This window comes from Rhizobium sp. CFBP 13726 (genome assembly GCF_014841925.1).
Taxonomy (GTDB): domain Bacteria; phylum Pseudomonadota; class Alphaproteobacteria; order Rhizobiales; family Rhizobiaceae; genus Neorhizobium; species Neorhizobium soli.
Genome location: NZ_JACYUU010000002.1, coordinates 710803 through 728536, shown reverse-complemented (window position 1 = coordinate 728536; position 17734 = coordinate 710803). Strand labels below are relative to the sequence as shown.

20 protein-coding genes are annotated in these 17734 nt (G+C 60.9%); 15 read left to right on the top strand and 5 right to left on the bottom strand.

What is annotated here, in order from left to right; translation table 11 throughout:
• Window positions 1–11: 11 nt before the first annotated feature.
• The gene (locus tag IFT66_RS10740; protein WP_062460788.1) at window positions 12–758 is read left to right on the top strand and encodes a YebC/PmpR family DNA-binding transcriptional regulator; all 747 of its coding nucleotides are present in this window, start codon (window positions 12–14) and stop codon (window positions 756–758) included.
• Window positions 759–815: 57 nt separating this feature from the next.
• On the opposite strand, the gene IFT66_RS10735 is transcribed toward IFT66_RS10740, so the two are convergent.
• Together IFT66_RS10735 and IFT66_RS10730 are read right to left on the bottom strand one after the other, a co-directional pair.
• A complete protein-coding gene (locus IFT66_RS10735; RefSeq protein WP_062461844.1) occupies window positions 816–1826 on the bottom strand; it encodes an LLM class flavin-dependent oxidoreductase in 1011 nt (336 codons plus the stop codon).
• A gap of 129 nt (window positions 1827–1955) precedes the next feature.
• The gene (locus tag IFT66_RS10730) at window positions 1956–2807 is read right to left on the bottom strand and encodes a methyl-accepting chemotaxis protein (RefSeq protein WP_192077605.1); all 852 of its coding nucleotides are present in this window, start codon (window positions 2805–2807) and stop codon (window positions 1956–1958) included.
• Between the two features lie 218 nt (window positions 2808–3025).
• Between IFT66_RS10730 and ruvC the strand changes: the two genes are divergently transcribed.
• The 6 genes from ruvC to IFT66_RS10700 all read left to right on the top strand — a co-directional run bounded on the left by ruvC (window position 3026) and on the right by IFT66_RS10700 (window position 6801).
• Window positions 3026–3535, top strand: a complete 510-nt coding sequence (gene ruvC, locus IFT66_RS10725; protein ID WP_062460782.1) for a crossover junction endodeoxyribonuclease RuvC — start codon at window positions 3026–3028, stop codon at window positions 3533–3535.
• A gap of 181 nt (window positions 3536–3716) precedes the next feature.
• A complete protein-coding gene (ruvA, locus tag IFT66_RS10720; protein WP_062460779.1) occupies window positions 3717–4334 on the top strand; it encodes a Holliday junction branch migration protein RuvA in 618 nt (205 codons plus the stop codon).
• A gap of 211 nt (window positions 4335–4545) precedes the next feature.
• Window positions 4546–5586 (top strand): Holliday junction branch migration DNA helicase RuvB, encoded by a 1041-nt coding sequence (ruvB, locus tag IFT66_RS10715; RefSeq protein ID WP_062460777.1) that lies wholly within the window; start codon window positions 4546–4548, stop codon window positions 5584–5586.
• 61 nt (window positions 5587–5647) lie between these two features.
• The gene (locus IFT66_RS10710; RefSeq protein ID WP_446737900.1) at window positions 5648–6106 is read left to right on the top strand and encodes an NUDIX hydrolase; all 459 of its coding nucleotides are present in this window, start codon (window positions 5648–5650) and stop codon (window positions 6104–6106) included.
• Window positions 6107–6161: 55 nt separating this feature from the next.
• A complete protein-coding gene (locus IFT66_RS10705) occupies window positions 6162–6383 on the top strand; it encodes a DUF2945 domain-containing protein (RefSeq protein WP_062460771.1) in 222 nt (73 codons plus the stop codon).
• Window positions 6376–6801, top strand: a complete 426-nt coding sequence (locus tag IFT66_RS10700; protein WP_342344763.1) for a hypothetical protein — start codon at window positions 6376–6378, stop codon at window positions 6799–6801. The genes IFT66_RS10705 and IFT66_RS10700 overlap by 8 nt, the downstream gene beginning before the upstream one ends.
• Before the next feature lie 19 nt (window positions 6802–6820).
• On the opposite strand, the gene IFT66_RS10695 is transcribed toward IFT66_RS10700, so the two are convergent.
• From IFT66_RS10695 to IFT66_RS10685, 3 genes are read right to left on the bottom strand one after another with little or no spacing between them, the layout of a single operon-like run.
• Window positions 6821–7690, bottom strand: a complete 870-nt coding sequence (locus IFT66_RS10695; RefSeq protein ID WP_192077603.1) for an NAD-dependent epimerase/dehydratase family protein — start codon at window positions 7688–7690, stop codon at window positions 6821–6823.
• Window positions 7687–8496 (bottom strand): glycosyltransferase, encoded by an 810-nt coding sequence (locus IFT66_RS10690; RefSeq protein WP_192077602.1) that lies wholly within the window; start codon window positions 8494–8496, stop codon window positions 7687–7689. The genes IFT66_RS10695 and IFT66_RS10690 overlap by 4 nt, the downstream gene beginning before the upstream one ends.
• A 7-nt stretch (window positions 8497–8503) precedes the next feature.
• Window positions 8504–9724, bottom strand: coding sequence for an NAD-dependent epimerase/dehydratase family protein (locus IFT66_RS10685; RefSeq protein WP_113165977.1), 1221 nt, complete (start codon window positions 9722–9724; stop codon window positions 8504–8506).
• Window positions 9725–9846: 122 nt separating this feature from the next.
• On the opposite strand from IFT66_RS10685, the gene ybgC reads away from it, so the two are divergent.
• The 8 genes from ybgC (at window position 9847) to tilS (ending at window position 17665) form a co-directional block, all read left to right on the top strand.
• Window positions 9847–10296 (top strand): tol-pal system-associated acyl-CoA thioesterase, encoded by a 450-nt coding sequence (ybgC, locus tag IFT66_RS10680; RefSeq protein ID WP_192077962.1) that lies wholly within the window; start codon window positions 9847–9849, stop codon window positions 10294–10296.
• 267 nt (window positions 10297–10563) lie between these two features.
• On the top strand, window positions 10564–11283 hold the full coding sequence (gene tolQ, locus IFT66_RS10675; RefSeq protein WP_062460759.1) for a protein TolQ: 720 nt from the start codon (window positions 10564–10566) through the stop codon (window positions 11281–11283).
• 27 nt (window positions 11284–11310) lie between these two features.
• Window positions 11311–11769 carry a protein TolR gene (gene tolR, locus IFT66_RS10670; protein ID WP_062460755.1) on the top strand — a complete coding sequence of 153 codons (459 nt, stop codon included), beginning with the start codon at window positions 11311–11313 and terminating at the stop codon, window positions 11767–11769.
• A gap of 9 nt (window positions 11770–11778) precedes the next feature.
• Complete coding sequence (locus IFT66_RS10665; protein WP_062460751.1) at window positions 11779–12960, top strand: cell envelope integrity protein TolA; 1182 nt, start codon at window positions 11779–11781, stop codon at window positions 12958–12960.
• Between the two features lie 11 nt (window positions 12961–12971).
• On the top strand, window positions 12972–14276 hold the full coding sequence (tolB, locus tag IFT66_RS10660; protein ID WP_062460748.1) for a Tol-Pal system beta propeller repeat protein TolB: 1305 nt from the start codon (window positions 12972–12974) through the stop codon (window positions 14274–14276).
• A 173-nt stretch (window positions 14277–14449) separates the two neighbouring features.
• Complete coding sequence (gene pal / locus IFT66_RS10655) at window positions 14450–14992, top strand: peptidoglycan-associated lipoprotein Pal (RefSeq protein WP_062460745.1); 543 nt, start codon at window positions 14450–14452, stop codon at window positions 14990–14992.
• 305 nt (window positions 14993–15297) lie between these two features.
• Window positions 15298–16320: a tol-pal system protein YbgF gene (gene ybgF / locus IFT66_RS10650; RefSeq protein WP_062582428.1), complete on the top strand. Its 1023-nt coding sequence runs from the start codon at window positions 15298–15300 to the stop codon at window positions 16318–16320.
• A gap of 10 nt (window positions 16321–16330) precedes the next feature.
• Window positions 16331–17665, top strand: coding sequence for a tRNA lysidine(34) synthetase TilS (gene tilS, locus IFT66_RS10645; RefSeq protein ID WP_192077601.1), 1335 nt, complete (start codon window positions 16331–16333; stop codon window positions 17663–17665).
• Window positions 17666–17734: the final 69 nt, after the last annotated feature.

Genomic DNA, 17734 nt, shown 5'->3' with positions numbered 1-17734 from the left:
ACAGGGGTGCCATGGCTGGCCATTCACAGTTCAAGAACATCATGCACCGCAAGGGCAAGCAGGACGGTATCCGTTCCAAGATGTTCTCCAAGCTTGCACGCGAAATCACCGTTGCGGCAAAATCCGGTCTACCCGACCCGGATATGAACGCGGCGCTGCGCCTTGCCGTTCAAAACGCCAAGGCTCAGTCGATGCCGAAGGACAATATCGACCGGGCCATCAAGAAGGCTTCGGGCGCCGACGCCGAGAACTACGACGCGGTGCGTTACGAGGGCTACGGTCCCGGCGGCACAGCCGTGATCGTCGAAGCGCTGACCGATAACCGCAATCGTACCGCCTCCAACGTTCGCTCGATCTTTACCAAGGCCGGCGGCGCTCTTGGCGAAACCGGTTCGGTGTCCTTCTCCTTCGACCATGTCGGCGAGATCACCTACAAGGCGTCAGTCGGCGATGCGGATACGGTCATGGAAGCTGCGATCGAGGCCGGTGCGGACGATGTGATTTCCGACGAGGAAGGCCACACGATCATCTGCGGGTTCGAGGCGCTCGGTGAAGTCTCCAAGGCACTCGACGCCACGCTCGGCGGTGCCGAGACCGTCAAGTCGATCTGGAAGCCGCAGAACACGATCGAAGTCGACGAGGAACGTGCGCTGTCGCTGATGAAGCTGATCGGCAATCTCGAAGACGACGACGACGTGCAGAACGTCTATTCGAACTTCGAAGTCTCTGATGAGGTCATGGCCAAGTTGTCGGCCTGATCGCCTCTCTAGTCATGAAATGAAGCGGGCCGGTCGTTGAGACCGGCCCGTATTCGTTTACGCGGCTCGCTGCAGCTGGCTATCCATCAGCGACAGCTGCGAAAACAATTCCACCGAGCGGAGACGCTTGTCGATATCGTGGATCGGCATCGAGATGATGAGCTCGTCGGCCTGGGTTTCGGCCAGGAACTCACCGAGCTTGCGTTCGATGGTTCGTGGCGAGCCGACCGCTGCGTAGCGCAACGTGTGCTCCACATTCATCTTCTCCATCGGCGTCCAGAAACCGTCCATCGTATCGAGCGGTTTCGGGAAAAGGCCGCGGACGTTCTTGCGCAGGTTGACAAACTGCTGCTGCGACGAGGTGAAGAGCCTGTTTGCTTCCTCATCCGTATCTGCTGCCACACCCATGACACCGGCCATCACATACGGTTTGTCGAGATCCGCCGAGGGCTGGAAGCGATCGCGGTAGATGGCGATCGCGTCGAGCAGCATATCTGGCGCAAAATGCGAGGCAAACGCGTAGGGGAGACCCAAAGCGGCCGCCACGTGGGCGCTGTAGGTCGAGGAGCCGAGCAGCCAGATCGGCACATTCGCCTCGGTTCCCGGCACGGCAAGGATTGCCTGGTTCGGGACGGGCGTTCCAAGCAGATGCTTGAGCTCGACGATATCCTGCGGGAAGTTTTCTGCGCCCGCATCGAGATTGCGTCTCAGCGCATTTGCCGTGCGCATGTCGGTTCCGGGCGCTCGGCCGAGGCCGAGATCGACACGGCCGGGGAGCAGCGCTTCCAGCGTGCCGAACTGTTCGGCAATCACAAGAGGAGAATGGTTTGGCAGCATGATGCCGCCGGAGCCAACCCGGATGGTTTTGGTCGCGGCGCCGACATGGGCGATGACGAGCGCGGTGGCCGCGCTGGCAATGCCCGGCATGCCATGGTGTTCGGCAAGCCAGAGGCGGTTATAGCCATGCTGTTCGGCCTTGATCGCAAGCCTGCGGGACTGGTCGAGAGCCTGGCTGACGGAATACCCTTCGCCGATCAGCGAAAGGTCGAGAATGGAAAACGGGATCATCGGCATATCCTGAAATGGATAGGAAAACGTGTTCTCCCTATCTAGGCAGCCGGTCTTGCAAATACGACCCCGCCGGCGATGAAAGTCGCTCGGCGGGGTCGGTGGAGGTCCGACAGTGAGGTCGCTGCCTCAGGTCTTGATCAGGCGCAGGAAGGGCTTGCGACCTCCCGACGACGGGGGCGATCCTTCAGGCGGAAAGACTGGCGGCGCCGGCAAAATGGTCACGTCGGAGTAGCGTGCGGCAGCGCGATCAATCTCGCCGATGCTGCGGTTCAGACTGTCGAGAACAAGCGGCGTGGTCAGGATTTCGGGGGCCCGGGCATCCTTTGCCTTGGCCATTTCGTCGAGCTCGCCACGGATAGCCTCGGCCTCGGCCGCCTGAGCATCGGCGGATTCGGTCAGTTCCTCGACATTCTGGGCCAATGCATCGACGTAAAGGCCGATCGCACGCAGTTCGCGCTCGATCTCTTCGGTCTTGGCGCGGATTGCGCTCATGCCTGTATCACTGGGCGTACCGGCCGACAGTTCCATCGTCTCAATGAGCTTCAACGCGGCAGCGACCGCTTCGCGCGGTCGGCGCATGTCAAGCTTGGTGTTGTGGGCGATCGTGCCGACATGACGGGTGATTGCCTGACGCTGCTTGGCGCTTCTCTCATGCGCGCTGGTCTTTGACTTCGCGCGGGTAATTCTGTCTGCCTGATCCTGGCGGGCCTGAGCCTGGCTGCGCAGGATGGCGGCCATGGCTTCGGTGTCGGCCCGCATCGTCTCGACACTCGAAACGACGGTGCCGATGGTCCGGGCGATTGTTGCGAGGCCACGATTGAAATCGCGACGCATGCCCTCAAAACGCAGGGGCATGGGTTCATCAAGTGTGGTGCGGATATCACCGCTTGCAAAGCGGCGCAGACCGCCGTCCAGGATGTCGGCGGTTCTGCGAAGATCGCGCAGCTCGGTCTCATTCCGATCATAGTCCCGTATCATTCGGGCGCCTCCTCGTGATTCTTAAGAAACCCTTTGTGACGAACCAACGCCATTAGGAAAAGGTTGTTGCGGTTGGATCACCACTTCTGCCCAAAACGATGCGGTTATGGTTAACAAAATATGAACGCTTCCGACGGCTTCGGTCCGCATGTTGGCCTGCAGAGTCACTCCGCGTTTCGGCCTTGGCGCAGGATTCCCGGCGTGACACAACAGTTGCCATGACAAAACCGATTCGCATCATCGGCATCGATCCGGGGCTTCGCCGCACAGGGTGGGGTGTCATCGAGACACTGGGAAACTCGTTGCGCTTTGTGGCATCGGGGACGGTCGTGTCCGACGGTGACATCGACCTCGCCTCGCGCCTCTGCCAGCTGCACGATGGTCTGGCCGAAGTTGTGCATACCTACACGCCAGACGAGGCGGCGGTCGAGCAGACGTTCGTCAACAAGGATGCGGTGGCGACGCTGAAGCTTGGTCAGGCGCGTGGCGTCGTGATGCTGGTGCCGGCGCGTGCCGGGTTGCCTGTTTCCGAATATGCGCCAAACGCGGTCAAGAAAGCGGTCATCGGCGTTGGCCATGGCGAGAAGCAGCAGATCCACATGATGGTGAAGATCCTGATGCCGAAGGCGGAGTTCAAGGGTAACGATGCCGCCGACGCGCTGGCGATCGCCATCTGCCACGCCCATAACCGCGTTGCAAACCGCATGCGCCAAGCTTTGGCCGGCTGACGCATCATCCTCCTCTGTTCTTGACTTGTTCTTCCGCCCTCAGTAGGTATTTCGGCAGAGGCCGTACGCTCGCATCGGCTTCTGACGCGCGATGCAGCGCTCTATCGTGCCTGTTTCCCGATGCTCGGCATCATGATTTCCGGAACCCATTCTCCTTCATCCTCAGCGGCGGACCTAAAACATGATCGGCAAGCTCAAAGGCACTATCGACGAGATCGGCGAGGACTACGCGCTCGTTGACGTGCACGGCGTCTGCTACGAAGCCTTCTGTTCGGCCCGCACGCTGGCCCGCCTCAACGTGGGGGAGGCGGCGGTGCTGTTTATCGAGACCTATGTGCGCGAGGACCAGCTGAAACTGTTCGGCTTCCTGTCGGCACTGGAGCGCGAGTGGTTCAACCTCCTGCAGAGCGTGCAGGGCGTCGGCGCCAAGGTGGCGCTGGCCTTGCTCTCAACGCTGACACCGGGCGAACTGGCCAATGCGATTGCGCTGCAGGACAAGACCGCAGTGTCGCGGGCGCCCGGTGTCGGCCCCAAGGTCGCCGTCCGCATTGTCACAGAACTCAAGAACAAGGCGCCCGCCTTTGCCGGCGAGGCATCCGCAAATATCGGCTTCAAGCAGGAACTGGGCGAGGGCGTGGCGTCTGCGCCCGTCAGCGATGCGGTCTCGGCGCTCACCAATCTTGGCTATTCTCGCGATCAGGCGGCCAATGCCGTCGCCGCTGCTTTGAAGGCAGCCGGTGAGGATGCCGACAGCGCCAAGCTGATCCGGCTGGGTCTGAAGGAACTGGCGAGGTCGTGATATCCGGGGTACTGGGATATCGGTAGGGCCGGACAATTGCGGGAAGTAACAGATTGGGTGCGTTCACGACCATGGCTCTTGAAGGTCAGATCAGGATAGCGATCAAGGATCGCGGCGTGCCGAGAGTTGCTGCTCCACATGGCCGGTGCCACTGCTCCATGACATCAGACACAAAGGCCGCATCCTGCGCGCCCGAGATGGAAATTCTTGCATGACCGACGAAAACCGCCTCATCTCGCCGGAAAAACGGGGCGAAGATTTCGATACGGCGCTGCGCCCGCAGTCGCTCGACGAGTTTACCGGGCAGGCAGAGGCTCGCGCCAACCTCAAGATCTTCATCGAGGCCGCCAAGAACCGGGGCGAGGCCCTGGATCACGTGCTGTTCGTCGGCCCGCCGGGTCTCGGCAAGACCACGCTTGCGCAGATCATGGCCAAGGAACTGGGCGTGAATTTCCGCTCGACCTCCGGTCCTGTCATTGCCAAGGCCGGTGATCTTGCGGCGCTTCTGACCAATCTCGAAGACCGCGACGTGCTGTTCATCGATGAAATCCACCGTCTCAACCCGGCGGTCGAGGAAATCCTCTATCCGGCGATGGAGGATTTCCAGCTCGATCTGATCATCGGCGAAGGGCCGTCGGCCCGGTCGGTCAAGATCGACCTGTCGAAATTCACGCTGGTTGCTGCCACGACCCGTATCGGGCTTTTGACGACGCCGCTGCGCGACCGGTTCGGCATTCCCGTGCGCTTGTCGTTCTACACGGTCGAGGAACTGGAAGGCATCGTCCGGCGTGGTGCGCGCCTGATGAACCTGCCGATGACCGATGGCGGCGCGCGCGAGATCGCACGGCGCGCCCGTGGCACGCCGCGTATCGCCGGACGGCTGTTGCGCCGTGTGCGTGATTTCGCCGAAGTGGCGCGTGCGGAAGCCGTGACCAAGGAGATCGCCGACGAGGCGCTGATCCGCCTCAATGTCGACCACGCCGGTTTCGACCAGCTCGACAAGCGGTATCTCAACATGATCGCCGTCAACTTCGGCGGCGGGCCCGTGGGCATCGAGACGATTGCGGCGGGGCTCTCCGAGCCGCGCGACGCGATCGAGGACATTATCGAGCCCTACATGATCCAGCAGGGCTTTATCCAGCGCACGCCGCGGGGACGGGTGCTGACGGCAGTCGCCTGGAAGCATCTCGGCCTGCAGCCGCCCAAGGATATGGAAGCGGCCCAGTTCAGGATCAGTTTCGACGATGAGTAAAAGCGACGAACCTCGGGATCTGCGCATCCGGATAAAGTTCAAGCCGAAGCGCATTTTTCAGATGCGCATCGCGGGGCTTGGTTTTCGCGACGGCCATGTGCTGGTGCACCGCGCCGTGCATGAGACGTTCTGGACCTTTCCCGGCGGACGCGCGGAAGTGGGCGAAACCTCCGAGGAGACCCTGAAACGCGAGATGGTCGAGGAACTCGGGGTCGAGGTGAAGGTCGGACGGCTGCTCTGGGCGGTCGAGAACTTCTTCCACTACGAAGACCGCGACTGGCACGAACTCGGCTTCTACTACCTGATGGAGCTGCCGGAGAGCTTTCCGTTTCATCCGACCGATATCGTCCATCGGATCGTCGACACGCACGAACTCGAGTTCAAGTGGGTGAAGGCGACGAGGGTCTCGTTGAAGGCGCTGGATATCCCGCCCTATTTCATCGCGGACGAGATCGAAGATCTGCCCATCAGCCCGAAACACGTGGTCTGGCGCGATGGCGATCTCGATCTGAAAGACTGATATTGGAACATCCTTTGCTCCCTTGAGTTTTTTCAGGAGTAGAAGGAGATGATCCATGCAGAAGATCAGCGTCGGAAACGAAGTCGAATGGAAATGGGGAAAGTCGAAGGCCGAAGGCAAGGTCGCCGAGAAGTTCACCAAGGATGTCGAGCGTAAGATCAAGGGCAAGACGATCAAGCGCAAGGCAGATGCCGACAAGCCCGCCTTCCTCGTCAAGCAGGAAGACGGCGACAAGGTTTTGAAAAGCCAATCGGAGCTGAAGAAGACCGATGGCTGAAAGATCTTCGCACGAACATCAGCACGAGCAGTCTAAGACTCGCCCGCGCAGCCCGTCCAAACCATCGCAGCTTGACCACAAGCCGCCAGCCGACGTTGCGGCTGCGGCCGAGAAGGGCCTGAAGCTGCGCGCCGAATACCGGCGTGGCGGCACGACGGTCGGGATCGCCCGCGCTCGCGATCTTCAGCACCGCAAGCACCTGTCGGAACAGACGGTGAAGCGGATGGTAAGCTACTTCAAGCGTCACAATGTCGACAAGCGCTCCGACAATTTCGGCGACGACGGCAACCCATCTGCTGGTTACATTGCCTGGCTTTTGTGGGGCGGCGACGCCGGCCAGAAATGGGCCGAAGAGCACATGAAGCAGATCGACAAGACGAAGCAAGAGGCCAAGACGCAACGCACCTCGTCCCACTAGGATCGTAGCGGGGATAAGATCAGGAGGAGGCGAGGCGGCGGATTGTTTGTGCAAGCAACGGTTTGCCACCGCCCCTCCAGCCAAGCGCCTCGATCTTTGCCGTCGGCATGACGCGCACTCGCGACAGATCAGCCTTCTCGGGCAAGCGGCGGCCATTGTCGACGTGACTGAGGATTTCGCTTCGATCGGTGAGTATGTCTGACACGTTGAAACTTTCGCCGGCGATCCTGGAGGCTTCGGCTTCCAGCATCAGACGAACGGCGGAGCTGACATCGCTGCCGTTTACTTCCGTTCCCGCACGCGGTTCAATGACGCCGCCGGAACGGTAGGTTTCAAACATCTGATCCCATTTGTTGGGTCTCAGATGTCCGTAGACACCAGTCAACCGCAGGCTTGCGGTCGAAAAGTGCGCGTCGCAAAGCCCGGCGACTGCCAATTCGCCTTTATGCTTGATTTCGCCGTAGAGACTTGTCGGTGACAGATCCGTGTCTTCGATCAGCGGCAACCCGTCAGGCAGGCCGTCATAGACAGCGCGGCTGGAGATGAGGACGGCGCGGCGGAGACCGGCTCGTTTGGCAGTCTCGAACAGTTTCATCGTGCCATTGAGGTTCATGCGGGCAAACCGCGTGAGATCGTCGCCTTCGCCGCCCCGGTATTTTCCCGCGACGTGGTCGAAGGCGGCGTGGACGAAGAAATCGGCACCGGTGAAGACATCACTCTGGTCGAGATCGGGATCGAGCGAGAGGGGGACGAATTCGACTGGTTTCGAGAACAGGTCGGGTTGCGGCCGTGTCCGGCCGCCGACGGTGACCGTGTAGCTGGCGTCCAGCAACGCTTCGACGATATAGCGGCCAACGAGTCCGGTCCCGCCCGAGACGAGGACTTTCATGGTAACGGCGCCGGATTGGGCAGCGCGGTGATGTCGGGCGAGCGCCCTTCGTAAAAGTTCCACCAGAGATCGATCAGAGGTTTCAACTGCTGCGCCTTCGGGTGATCCTTCTCCCAGGGCTTTTCATACTGGTAGTGGAGGATGCCGATGCTTTCCCAGTTCCAGAGATCGGGCATTGCGAACCACACATATTGCAGCATGTTCATGGTCACCGGCAGGCCGTGCCAGTCCGGAAAGAAGTGTTCCAGAAACGTCTGGTCGGTGCGCCGCCAGAAGGCGTCGGGAACGTCCAGCGCCGCCATCATACCGTCGAAGGTCTGCAGCGATGGCTTGGCCACGAACACGCCGGAGTTCATCCGGTGGAAGTCGGCCATGCTCTCGTAGACGTTCGGTGCCGCGGAAAACTCCGGATAGGCGAACAGCTTGTCGATGTTCTTCAGCATCAGCGCGTCGGCATCGATGAAAACTGTTGTGTCGTACTCGGTCAGTTGCCACAGGCGCAGCTTGCAGAAGTTGTCGAGCGGCGTGTGGAACTCCGGCTTGTTGCCTTTGGTAAAGGGCGTCGCCCCATGCAGGTTCTTTCGGGCGTGACGGTCGTTGAACGCGTCGGACAGCGGAAGGTGCGCGACTTCCACCAGCCTGCAGCCTAGGGCCTCGAGCGGGCCAAGGTCGGAAGCTGAGACCGCAGCCGTATACAGCACGACGATCTCGGCCGTGGTCCCGGTCAACCTGATCGATCGGGCCAGCGCCGTCGCGCCCATCGCGTAATCGGCATTGGTGACGAGGGTGACGAAGGCGTTTTTCATCGCGCCATCACGAGACGGATTTCAGCCGCATGCCTTCCGGATCGTGCTCGACCTTGGCGGCGATATCGCGCGTCCAAGCGGAAACGGCGGGGACACGGCTGCGATCGACGCGGTAGGCATATTTCTTCGCGACATCAACGATCTCGGCGAGCAGTCCTTCGCCGAGCGTGGTCGGCTGCAGGCCAAGGCTCAGGAACTTGTCGTTCTTCACGACGAGATCGTTTTCGGGGGCTTCCTTGCGCGGGTTGGGCAGCCAGGCAATCTGGGCGCCACTCATCTTGGAGATCATTTCGGCCAGATCGCGCACCCGGTGGGTTTCCGTCATCTGGTTAAAGATCTCGACGCGGTTGTTGCGGGCGGGCGGTGTGTTGAGCGCGATTTCGATGCAGCGTACCGAATCCTGGATGTGGATGAAGGCCCGGGTCTGCCCGCCGGTTCCGTGGACGGTCAGCGGATAGCCGATCGCCGACTGGATCAGGAAGCGGTTGAGAACCGTGCCGTAATCGCCGTCGTAATCGAACCGGTTGATCAGCTGCTCGTGGCGGCGGGTCTGCTCCGTGTGGGTTCCCCAGACGATGCCCTGGTGGAGATCGGTGATCCGCAGGCCGTCGTTCTTCGCGTAGAACGCAAAGAGCTGCTGATCGAGGCATTTCGTCATGTGGTAGATCGAGCCGGGATTGCTTGGATAGAGGATCTCCTGGCTAACCGTGCGCCCATCCATCGTCTCGATGCCAACAGGAAGGTAGCCTTCCGGGATCGCCGCACCGACGGTCGAGTAGCCATAGACACCCATTGTGCCCAGGTGGATGAGATGCGCGTCGAGGTCGAGCTCGACCATGGCGTTCAACAGATTGTGCGTGGCGTTGACGTTGTTGTTGACAGTGTAGTTCTTGTGGCGGTCGCTCTTCATCGAATAGGGGGCTGCCCGCTGTTCGGCGAAGTGGATGATGGCGTCTGGACGGTTCGCCGCCAGCCAACCCTTCAGAAGCTCGTAATCCTTGGCAAGGTCGATCAGGTGAAAGTGGATGCGGCGGCCGGTCTCGGCGTGCCAGATGCGGGTCCGTTCCTGAATGCTGTCCATCGGCGTCAGCGACTGAACACCGAGTTCCGTATCGATCCAGCGGCGCGACAGGTTATCGAGAATATGCACCTCGTGGCCGGCATCGGACAGGTGAAGCGATGTCGGCCAGCCGACGAAACCATCGCCGCCAAGGACTGCAATCTTCATGAATGTTCTCTCCGTTCGCGGGTGCCCTATTTTATGCGGGCGGGAAGTATGACAGGACACCGAAAGTGGATCGGTATTCCGCCTTTATCCAGGGGATGAAGATGGAATTTCAAGGCAAGCTTATGACAGAGCAGAATTTTTTGTTATCCGGAGAACTGATCGAGGGCGGTCACAGCCTCGTCCAGCGGGTCTATTACGAGGACACGGACTTCTCCGGCCTCGTCTATCACGCCCGCTACCTGCACTTTCTCGAGCGCGGCCGAACCGATTATCTGCGTTGCCTCGGCTGCGAGCAGGGTGCGCTTCTGTCGGCGGATGAGGAGGGGCTGGTCTTCGTCGTGCACCGCATGGAGATCGATTTCAAGCAACCGGCCCGGATGGACGATATACTGACGATCCAGACGATCACCGAAAAGGCGGGTGGCGCCAAGATGGTTCTCACCCAGGAAATCCGCCGCGGCGAAACGCTGCTGATTGTGGCGAAGGTGGTCATCGCCGTCATCAACAGACACGGCCGTCCACGACGACTGCCGGAGGCGATCGCGGAGAAGTTTCTAACAGTGCCGATCTGAGCTTCGGACAATAGAGCCAAAGCGCTGATCAAGCTTGCGGCCGTAACACATTATTAACGATAATGTAGTCTTACTAACCCGTGAGGAATTTGTGCAACGCACGCCTTCCTTTGACCAAATTTGAAGGCGAGAAGCCAAGCTGAAAACTCAGGACATCTTGGGCGTTAGGCGGCGATCTCGGCGGACAGAAACATTCTCGCGAGAGCGCGCTTTGGAACCCGCCCGGTTGTGAAATGCCGGGCGTTTGGATTCGGGGATTGAAGACAGATGGAACAGGTAGCTCTGGAAGCTGCGACGCATGACGTGAGCCTTTGGGCGCTGTTCATGCAGGCCGGACTGATCGTCAAGATGGTGATGATCGGGCTGATGGGTGCCTCGGTCTGGACCTGGGCGATCGTCATCGACAAATATATGAGCTTTGCAAAGGCGCGGCGCCAGTTCGATCAGTTCGAACAGGTGTTCTGGTCGGGTCAGTCGCTCGAAGAACTCTACCGCACGCTCGGCGAGCGCCAGAACACGGGCCTTGCCGCCATCTTCGTCGCTGCCATGCGCGAATGGAAGAAAAGCTTTGAGCGCGGCGCCCGTTCGCCGATCGGTCTGCAGATGCGTATCGACCGCGCCATGGATGTGACGATGTCGCGTGAAGGCGAGGCCTACGAGGCACGTCTCGGTTCGCTGGCGACCATCGGTTCGGCCGGTCCGTTCATCGGTCTGTTCGGTACCGTCATCGGTATCATGACCTCCTTCCAGGCGATCGCCGGATCGAAGTCCACCAACCTTGCGGTCGTTGCACCGGGTATCGCCGAAGCGCTCTTGGCAACCGCCATCGGCCTTGTTGCCGCTATCCCGGCAGTTATCGCCTACAACCGTTTCATGGGCGAGGCTGGCAAGCTTTCATCGCGGATGGAAGGTTTTGCCGACGAATTCTCGGCCATCCTTTCGCGCCAGATCGACGAGAAGCTGCAGCCACGCCAGGCCGCTCAGTAATCAGGCACAACGCCAGGAGTAAGCACCATGGGCATGTCGGCCGGAGGAGCAAAGTCGGGAGGCGGTCGTCGCGGACGTCGCGGTGGGCGAAGCCGTAGCGGCGCGATCAGCGAAATCAACGTCACGCCGCTTGTCGACGTCATGCTCGTGCTTCTCATCATCTTCATGGTCGCCGCACCGATGATGACTGTCGGCGTGCCGATCGACCTGCCTGAAACCCAGGCCAAGGCGATGAATTCCGATACGCAGCCGATCACCGTTTCGGTCAATCCGGAAGGGCAGATCTTCCTGCAGGAAACCCCGATCACGATCGACGAGATCCTGCCGAAGCTGCAGGCGATCGCCACGACCGGCTATAACGAGCGCATCTATGTGCGTGGCGACACTGCCGCTGCCTATGGCGTGGTGATGAAGGTCATGGCCCGCATTTCGTCTGCCGGTTACAAGAACCTCGGCCTCGTTACCCTTCAGGAACAGGAGCAGTGATCCCACGCCATGAAGGGTAGTATCGGCACATCGCTGGTTCTCCATTCGGTGCTTCTCGGCTGGGCGCTTGTCTCGCTGAGTTCACCGATGCAGCTCAACGTCGCCGACGTCGAGGCGCTTCCGGTCGACATCGTCCCGGTGGAATCGATCACCCAGATGCAGCAGGGTGACAAGAAGGCGCCTCTCACCGAAAAGCCTTCGGTGAAGGAAACCAAGAACCAGAAGGTCGTCGAAAACGCCGAGAATGCCGGCGAGAGCGACATCGACCTGAAGTCCCCGCCGACACCCGCCAAGAAGCCCCTGAAGACCGAAGCCGCCGCCGCGCCAAAGCCGGTGGAGCGCCCGACGCCGACCCCGACGGACGAGGACAACCAGGTCAAGGATATCGTCAAGGAAGAGACGGCACCGAAGCCTCAGGAAGTGGCAGCGCTGCCGCAGCCGAAGCCGGAGCCGACCCCGCCAAAGCCCGAGCCGACGCCGCCCAAGGCCGAGACACCGCCACCGACCCCAACTCCGACCGAAGCCAAGACCGAGGAAGCGCCGCTTCCAGACAGCGTTCCGCTGCCGGCCGCCAAGCCGAAGCAGGAACCGCCGAAGGAGCAGGCAAAGCCCGTCGAAAAGCCGGTCGAGAAAAAGCCTGACCCGCCGAAGCCGACCGAGACCGCCAAGGCTGACACCAAGGCCACCGAAGCTTCCAAGCCGACCGACAAGAAGGAAGGCAAGAAGCAGGAGACTGCTAAGTCCTCGTCTTCCAAGGCCAGCGACTTCAATGCCGACCAGATTGCAGCGCTTCTCAACAAGCAGGACGCGTCGGGCGGCGGTGCCAAGCGTTCGACGTCGCCTGCCTCCACGGGCAGCACGAAGCCATCGACCGGTTCAAAGCTCAGCGTCAGCGAAATGGACGCGTTGCGCGGGCAGATCGGCAAGAACTGGTCCTATATCGCAGGCATCGAAGGTGCAGAAGGCGTGGTCATCCGCGTCCATATGCGGCTCGACCAGTCGGGCATGATCGTCGGCGAACCCGAAGTTTCCTCAAGCGGCGGTTCAGATACGGCCCGCCGGACGCTCGAATCCAGCGCGCGCCGCGCTGTCTTGCGTTCGTCGCCGTTCAAGAACCTGCCGGCAGACAAATACGATGCGTGGAGCGAAGTCATCGTGAACTTCAGCCCCAGCGATCTTGATATGCTTTGAAAGGCCAAACCATGATCAGACGTTCCTTCCTCGGGCTCATGATGGCGTCCGCCGGTGCTGCCGCGATCTCCAACCCCGCAAACGCGGTGGTCGAGATCAACATCAACAAGGGCAATGTTGAGCCGCTGCCGATCGCGATTACCGATTTCCTGTCCAACAACGAGCTTGGACCGCAGATTTCGCAGGTTATCGCCGCCGATCTTCAGCGCTCGGGCCTCTTTGCGCCTGTGAACAAGCAGGCGTTCATCGAAAAGATCACCGATCCGGGCCGCGCGCCGCGTTTCGAAGACTGGAAGGCGATCAACGCCCAGGCGCTGGTCGTCGGCCGTGTCAGCCGTGAAGGCGACGGTCGTCTGCGCGCCGAATTCCGTCTCTGGGATACGTTTGCCGGCCAGCAGATGACCGGCCAGCAGTTCTTCACCCAGCCGGAAAACTGGCGTCGTCTGGCGCACATCATCGCCGACGCGATCTATAAGCAGATCACCGGCGAGCAGGGCTACTTTGACACCCGCGTCGTGTTCGTATCCGAAAGCGGTCCGAAGACTGCCCGTCAGCGTCAGTTGGCAATCATGGACCAGGACGGTTTCAACGTCCGCATGCTGACCGGCACCAAGGATCTCGTGCTGACGCCGCGCTTTTCGCCAAGCCGCCAGGAAGTCACCTACATGTCGTTCGAGGGCAACCAGCCGCGGGTCTACCTGCTGCAGCTGGAAACCGGACAGCGCGAAGTGGTGGGCAATTTCCCCGGCATGACGTTCTCGCCGCGCTTCTCGCCTGACGGTCAGAAGGTGATCATGAGCCTTCAGCAGGAAGGCAACGCCAATATCTACACGATGGACCTGCGTTCGCGCACGACGACGCGCCTGACGTCGACGGCTGCGATCGATACCGCGCCATCCTATTCGCCCGATGGTGCGCGCATCACGTTCGAAAGCGACCGAGGCGGCCGCCAGCAAATCTATGTGATGGGTGCAGACGGTTCGGGCCAGAGCCGCGTCTCGTTCGGCGATGGTTCCTATTCGACGCCGGTCTGGTCGCCGCGTGGCGATCTGATCGCGTTCACCAAGCAGTCGGGCGGCAAGTTCTCGATCGGCGTCATGCGTCCGGACGGTTCCGGCGAGCGCATTCTGACATCGGGCTTCCATAACGAGGGTCCGACCTGGGCACCGAACGGTCGCGTTCTGATGTTCTTCCGTCAGAATGCCGGTGCCGGTGGTCCGCAGTTGTATTCGATCGATCTCAGCGGCTATAACGAGCAGATGGTCAAGACACCGGCATTCGGGTCCGACCCGGCCTGGTCGCCGCTTCTTGAATAGGAGGCACGTTTGAGGCGCGGCAGATCTGCCGCGCTTGCGTTCCAACCGGCAGCGAACGAGTGAAAAATAGGGCACCGGAAGGAATTCGTTAACCATAAGCGTTTGATCATGGTTAACCTAAATCCGTTAGAGTTCGGCAACTCTTAAATTAAATGATCAAGGAGAGAACGGCCATGAGCCGCATTCATACCCCGGCGATGAGCCGTATGCAGACCCTCGCTCGCAACCCGGCCGTCATCGCTCTGACGCTGGCCCTCGCTCTCGCAGGCTGCGCGAACAAGAAGAACCTTCCGAACAACGCGGGTGACCTTGGCCTCAACGGCGGTGGCGCCGGCGGCTCGGCGACACCTGGTTCGAGCCAGGACTTCACGGTCAATGTCGGCGACCGGATCTTCTTCGATACGGACTCGACCTCGATCCGTGCAGATGCCCAGCAGACGCTCGATCGTCAGGCTCAGTGGCTGCAGCGTTACCCGAACTACGCGATCACCGTCGAAGGCCATGCCGACGAACGCGGTACACGCGAATACAACCTGGCACTCGGCGCCCGTCGCGCTTCGTCCACCAAGGAATATCTTGCTTCGCGCGGCATTCCTGCCAACCGCATCAAGACCATTTCCTTCGGCAAGGAACGTCCGGTCGCAGTTTGCGACGACATCTCCTGCTGGTCGCAGAACCGCCGCGCGGTTACCGTTCTCGGTGGCGCTGGCATGTAATGCCGGTGAGGGGCCGGGCCAGTCCCCGTTCCACACATGACATTTTGGTGAGAAAAGGTGGCCTTCGCGCCACCTTTTTTGTTTTTCCTTAGTTTGGCCCCGTTTCCCTTGATTTTGAACGTCGACTTGGTTGCTTTTTGACGGCAGTTCAGAAAAATCCGTATTGCGCCAATCCGGCGCACGCTACAGCGCCGCGCACCGGGTTTCCGATGCGCACAGCGCGTTGTAGAACATAGGTTGCGCTTCGTTCTTTCCGAAAGCCATTCCGGCTTGAGGGCCGAAGCGCGGGAAGCAGGACGGACGACATGAAGAAAATTGTCTTGGCAGCGATGCTGGGGCTGGCGGCGATGGCGGGCCCTGCTGGGGCCTTCTCATTTCCGAAACTCTTCCAGGGCGAGCAAAGCGTTCCGCAACAGCCGCAGGCCGAACAACGGCCTGTGATCCTCGCGCAGGGCGGCGATGCCGTCCGGACGCAGCAGCTTCAGGAAGAGGTACGGCAGCTTAACGGCCGTATCGAGGAAATGAGTTATCAGCTCCTGCAGATGCAGGAACAACTGCGCAAAACGCAGGAAGATAACGAATTCCGTTTCCAGGACCTGGAAAAGAAGAAGAGAAGCGACTTGGGCGACACGGGCGGGCAACCGGCCGTGGCGTCCAACCGCCCTTCATCTTCGGCTTCCTCCGGCGAACCCTCCCCACCTGCCGCGCAAGGCGCCGACGACGTGGCTCGCATCATTGGTGAGCCTTCCAGCCCATCCGCGACCACAGGCAACCGCGCCGCACCAGCGCCAACAACGCTTGGCTCGATGAATCTCGACACGAGCGGAAATACTGTCGGTGCGTCCCGCAACGACAATGCCCGCAATTCGGCCGGTCTTCCCGGTGTTGCTTCCGGCTCGTCGCGCAGCGGTGGGTCGCAGGATCCGCAGCAGACGGCCTCGCTCGGCAGTGAGGGCGACAGCTACAAGATCGCCTATGACCATGTTCTTTCCGGCGACTACCCGCTCGCCGAGAAAGAATTCTCCAGCTACCTTGCCAGCTACCCGAAGAGCTCACGGGCCGCAGACGCCAATTTCTGGCTCGGCGAAGCGCAGTTCTCGCAGGCGAAATATGCCGATGCGGCAAAGACCTTTCTCAACGCGCACCAGACCTACGGCAAGTCCGCCAAGGCGCCGGAAATGCTGCTGAAGCTCGGCATGTCGCTTGCGGCTCTCGACAACAAGGATACGGCCTGCGCGACGCTTCGCGAGGTACCCAAGCGCTATCCAAATGCGCAGCGCGCCGTGCTCGGCAAGGTGACGACCGAGCAGAAGCGGCTGTCCTGCTGATCCTGCGGCGGTGACCACCCCGGATCCATCCCCGCAGTCAGCGGTTCGTGAATTTCTCGCCGGTCTTTCAAGGCCGGCGAAACTGCTTGTGGGGATCTCCGGCGGCAGTGATTCGACCGGGCTTCTGCTCGCGCTTCAAGAGGCGCTGGCTACTGACCCGGAAGGCGGGATCGAACTTGCCGCCGCCACGATCGATCATGCGCTGCGAGCCGAATCAGGCGCGGAGGCCGGCTCGGTGGCATCTCTTTGCGCACGCAAGGGCATTCCCCACACGATCCGCCGCTGGGACGGCGACAAACCAACGACCGGCATTCCGGCTGCCGCACGAGAAGCTCGCTACCGGCTGCTGATGGAGATCGCTGACGAGATCGCAGCCACCGCCATCCTCACGGGCCATACGCTGGACGACCAGATCGAAACGGTGGCGATGCGCGCAGTGCGCAACGGCACGAAGGGCAAGCTGGGTCTGGCGGGCATGGCAGGTGCAGTCCTGCTCGACAGACGGCGCTGGCTGCTGCGACCGTTTCTGTCTGTGCGTCGCTCAGCGATCCGGGATTTTCTTGCAGCGGGAGGCGAGGGCTGGATCGACGACCCTAGCAATCTCGACAGCCATTACGAGAGGGTCAGAACTCGAAATGCCCTCACGGGCATCGAGACGGTGACGATGGACGAGATCGCTGCGGCCGGCGCTTCGCGAACGCGTCTGTCCCGCCATGCGGCGGAACTGGCCCGCGAGCAGCTGACCATCAGCCATGGGGTTCTGGCTTATCTTCCGGTCGAAGCATTGGGCGGCGATCCACTGGCTCGGGACCATCTGCTCGGACATCTCATCGCGCTCCTGGGCGGACGGGAACACGTTCCTTCGACCGAGACGATGACACGGGTCGCGGCATTTCTGGATGGCCGGCACCTCGGCCGAATGTCTGCAGGGCGGGTCATCTTCGATCTGCGTCGGGATGGGCTGTATCTTTACCGGGAAAGCCGCAATCTGAACCCTGTTCGCATCGCGGCGGGGGCGGGGAAGGTCTGGGATGGCCGATACCGCGTCCACAACCCAACCAATAGCGAAATCGTGATCGGGCCGACCATTCCCGATCGCACGCTGGCGGGCTCGCTTTTCCCGAATGCGCCCGGGTCGGTCGCGATGCGGGCCATGGCGGCAATGCCACAGGTGCGAACACTCGAAACTGGCCTGCTGCACGCGATTGACATGCACCCGGTCCTGGGGACGTTCGAACGCTTCCTGTCGCAGTTCGAGCTCGAGATTGCAGCCCAGTTCGCCGATTTGGTCGGATGCGACGATATACCCCCGCTTCCGGTTAAGCTTTCGCAGCGGAAAAGCTAGGCGTCCGTGCCGGTTCGCCTTGGCAATGCCAAAGCTCAACCCTATGTTAGGTTCCAAGAAGGGCGGTCG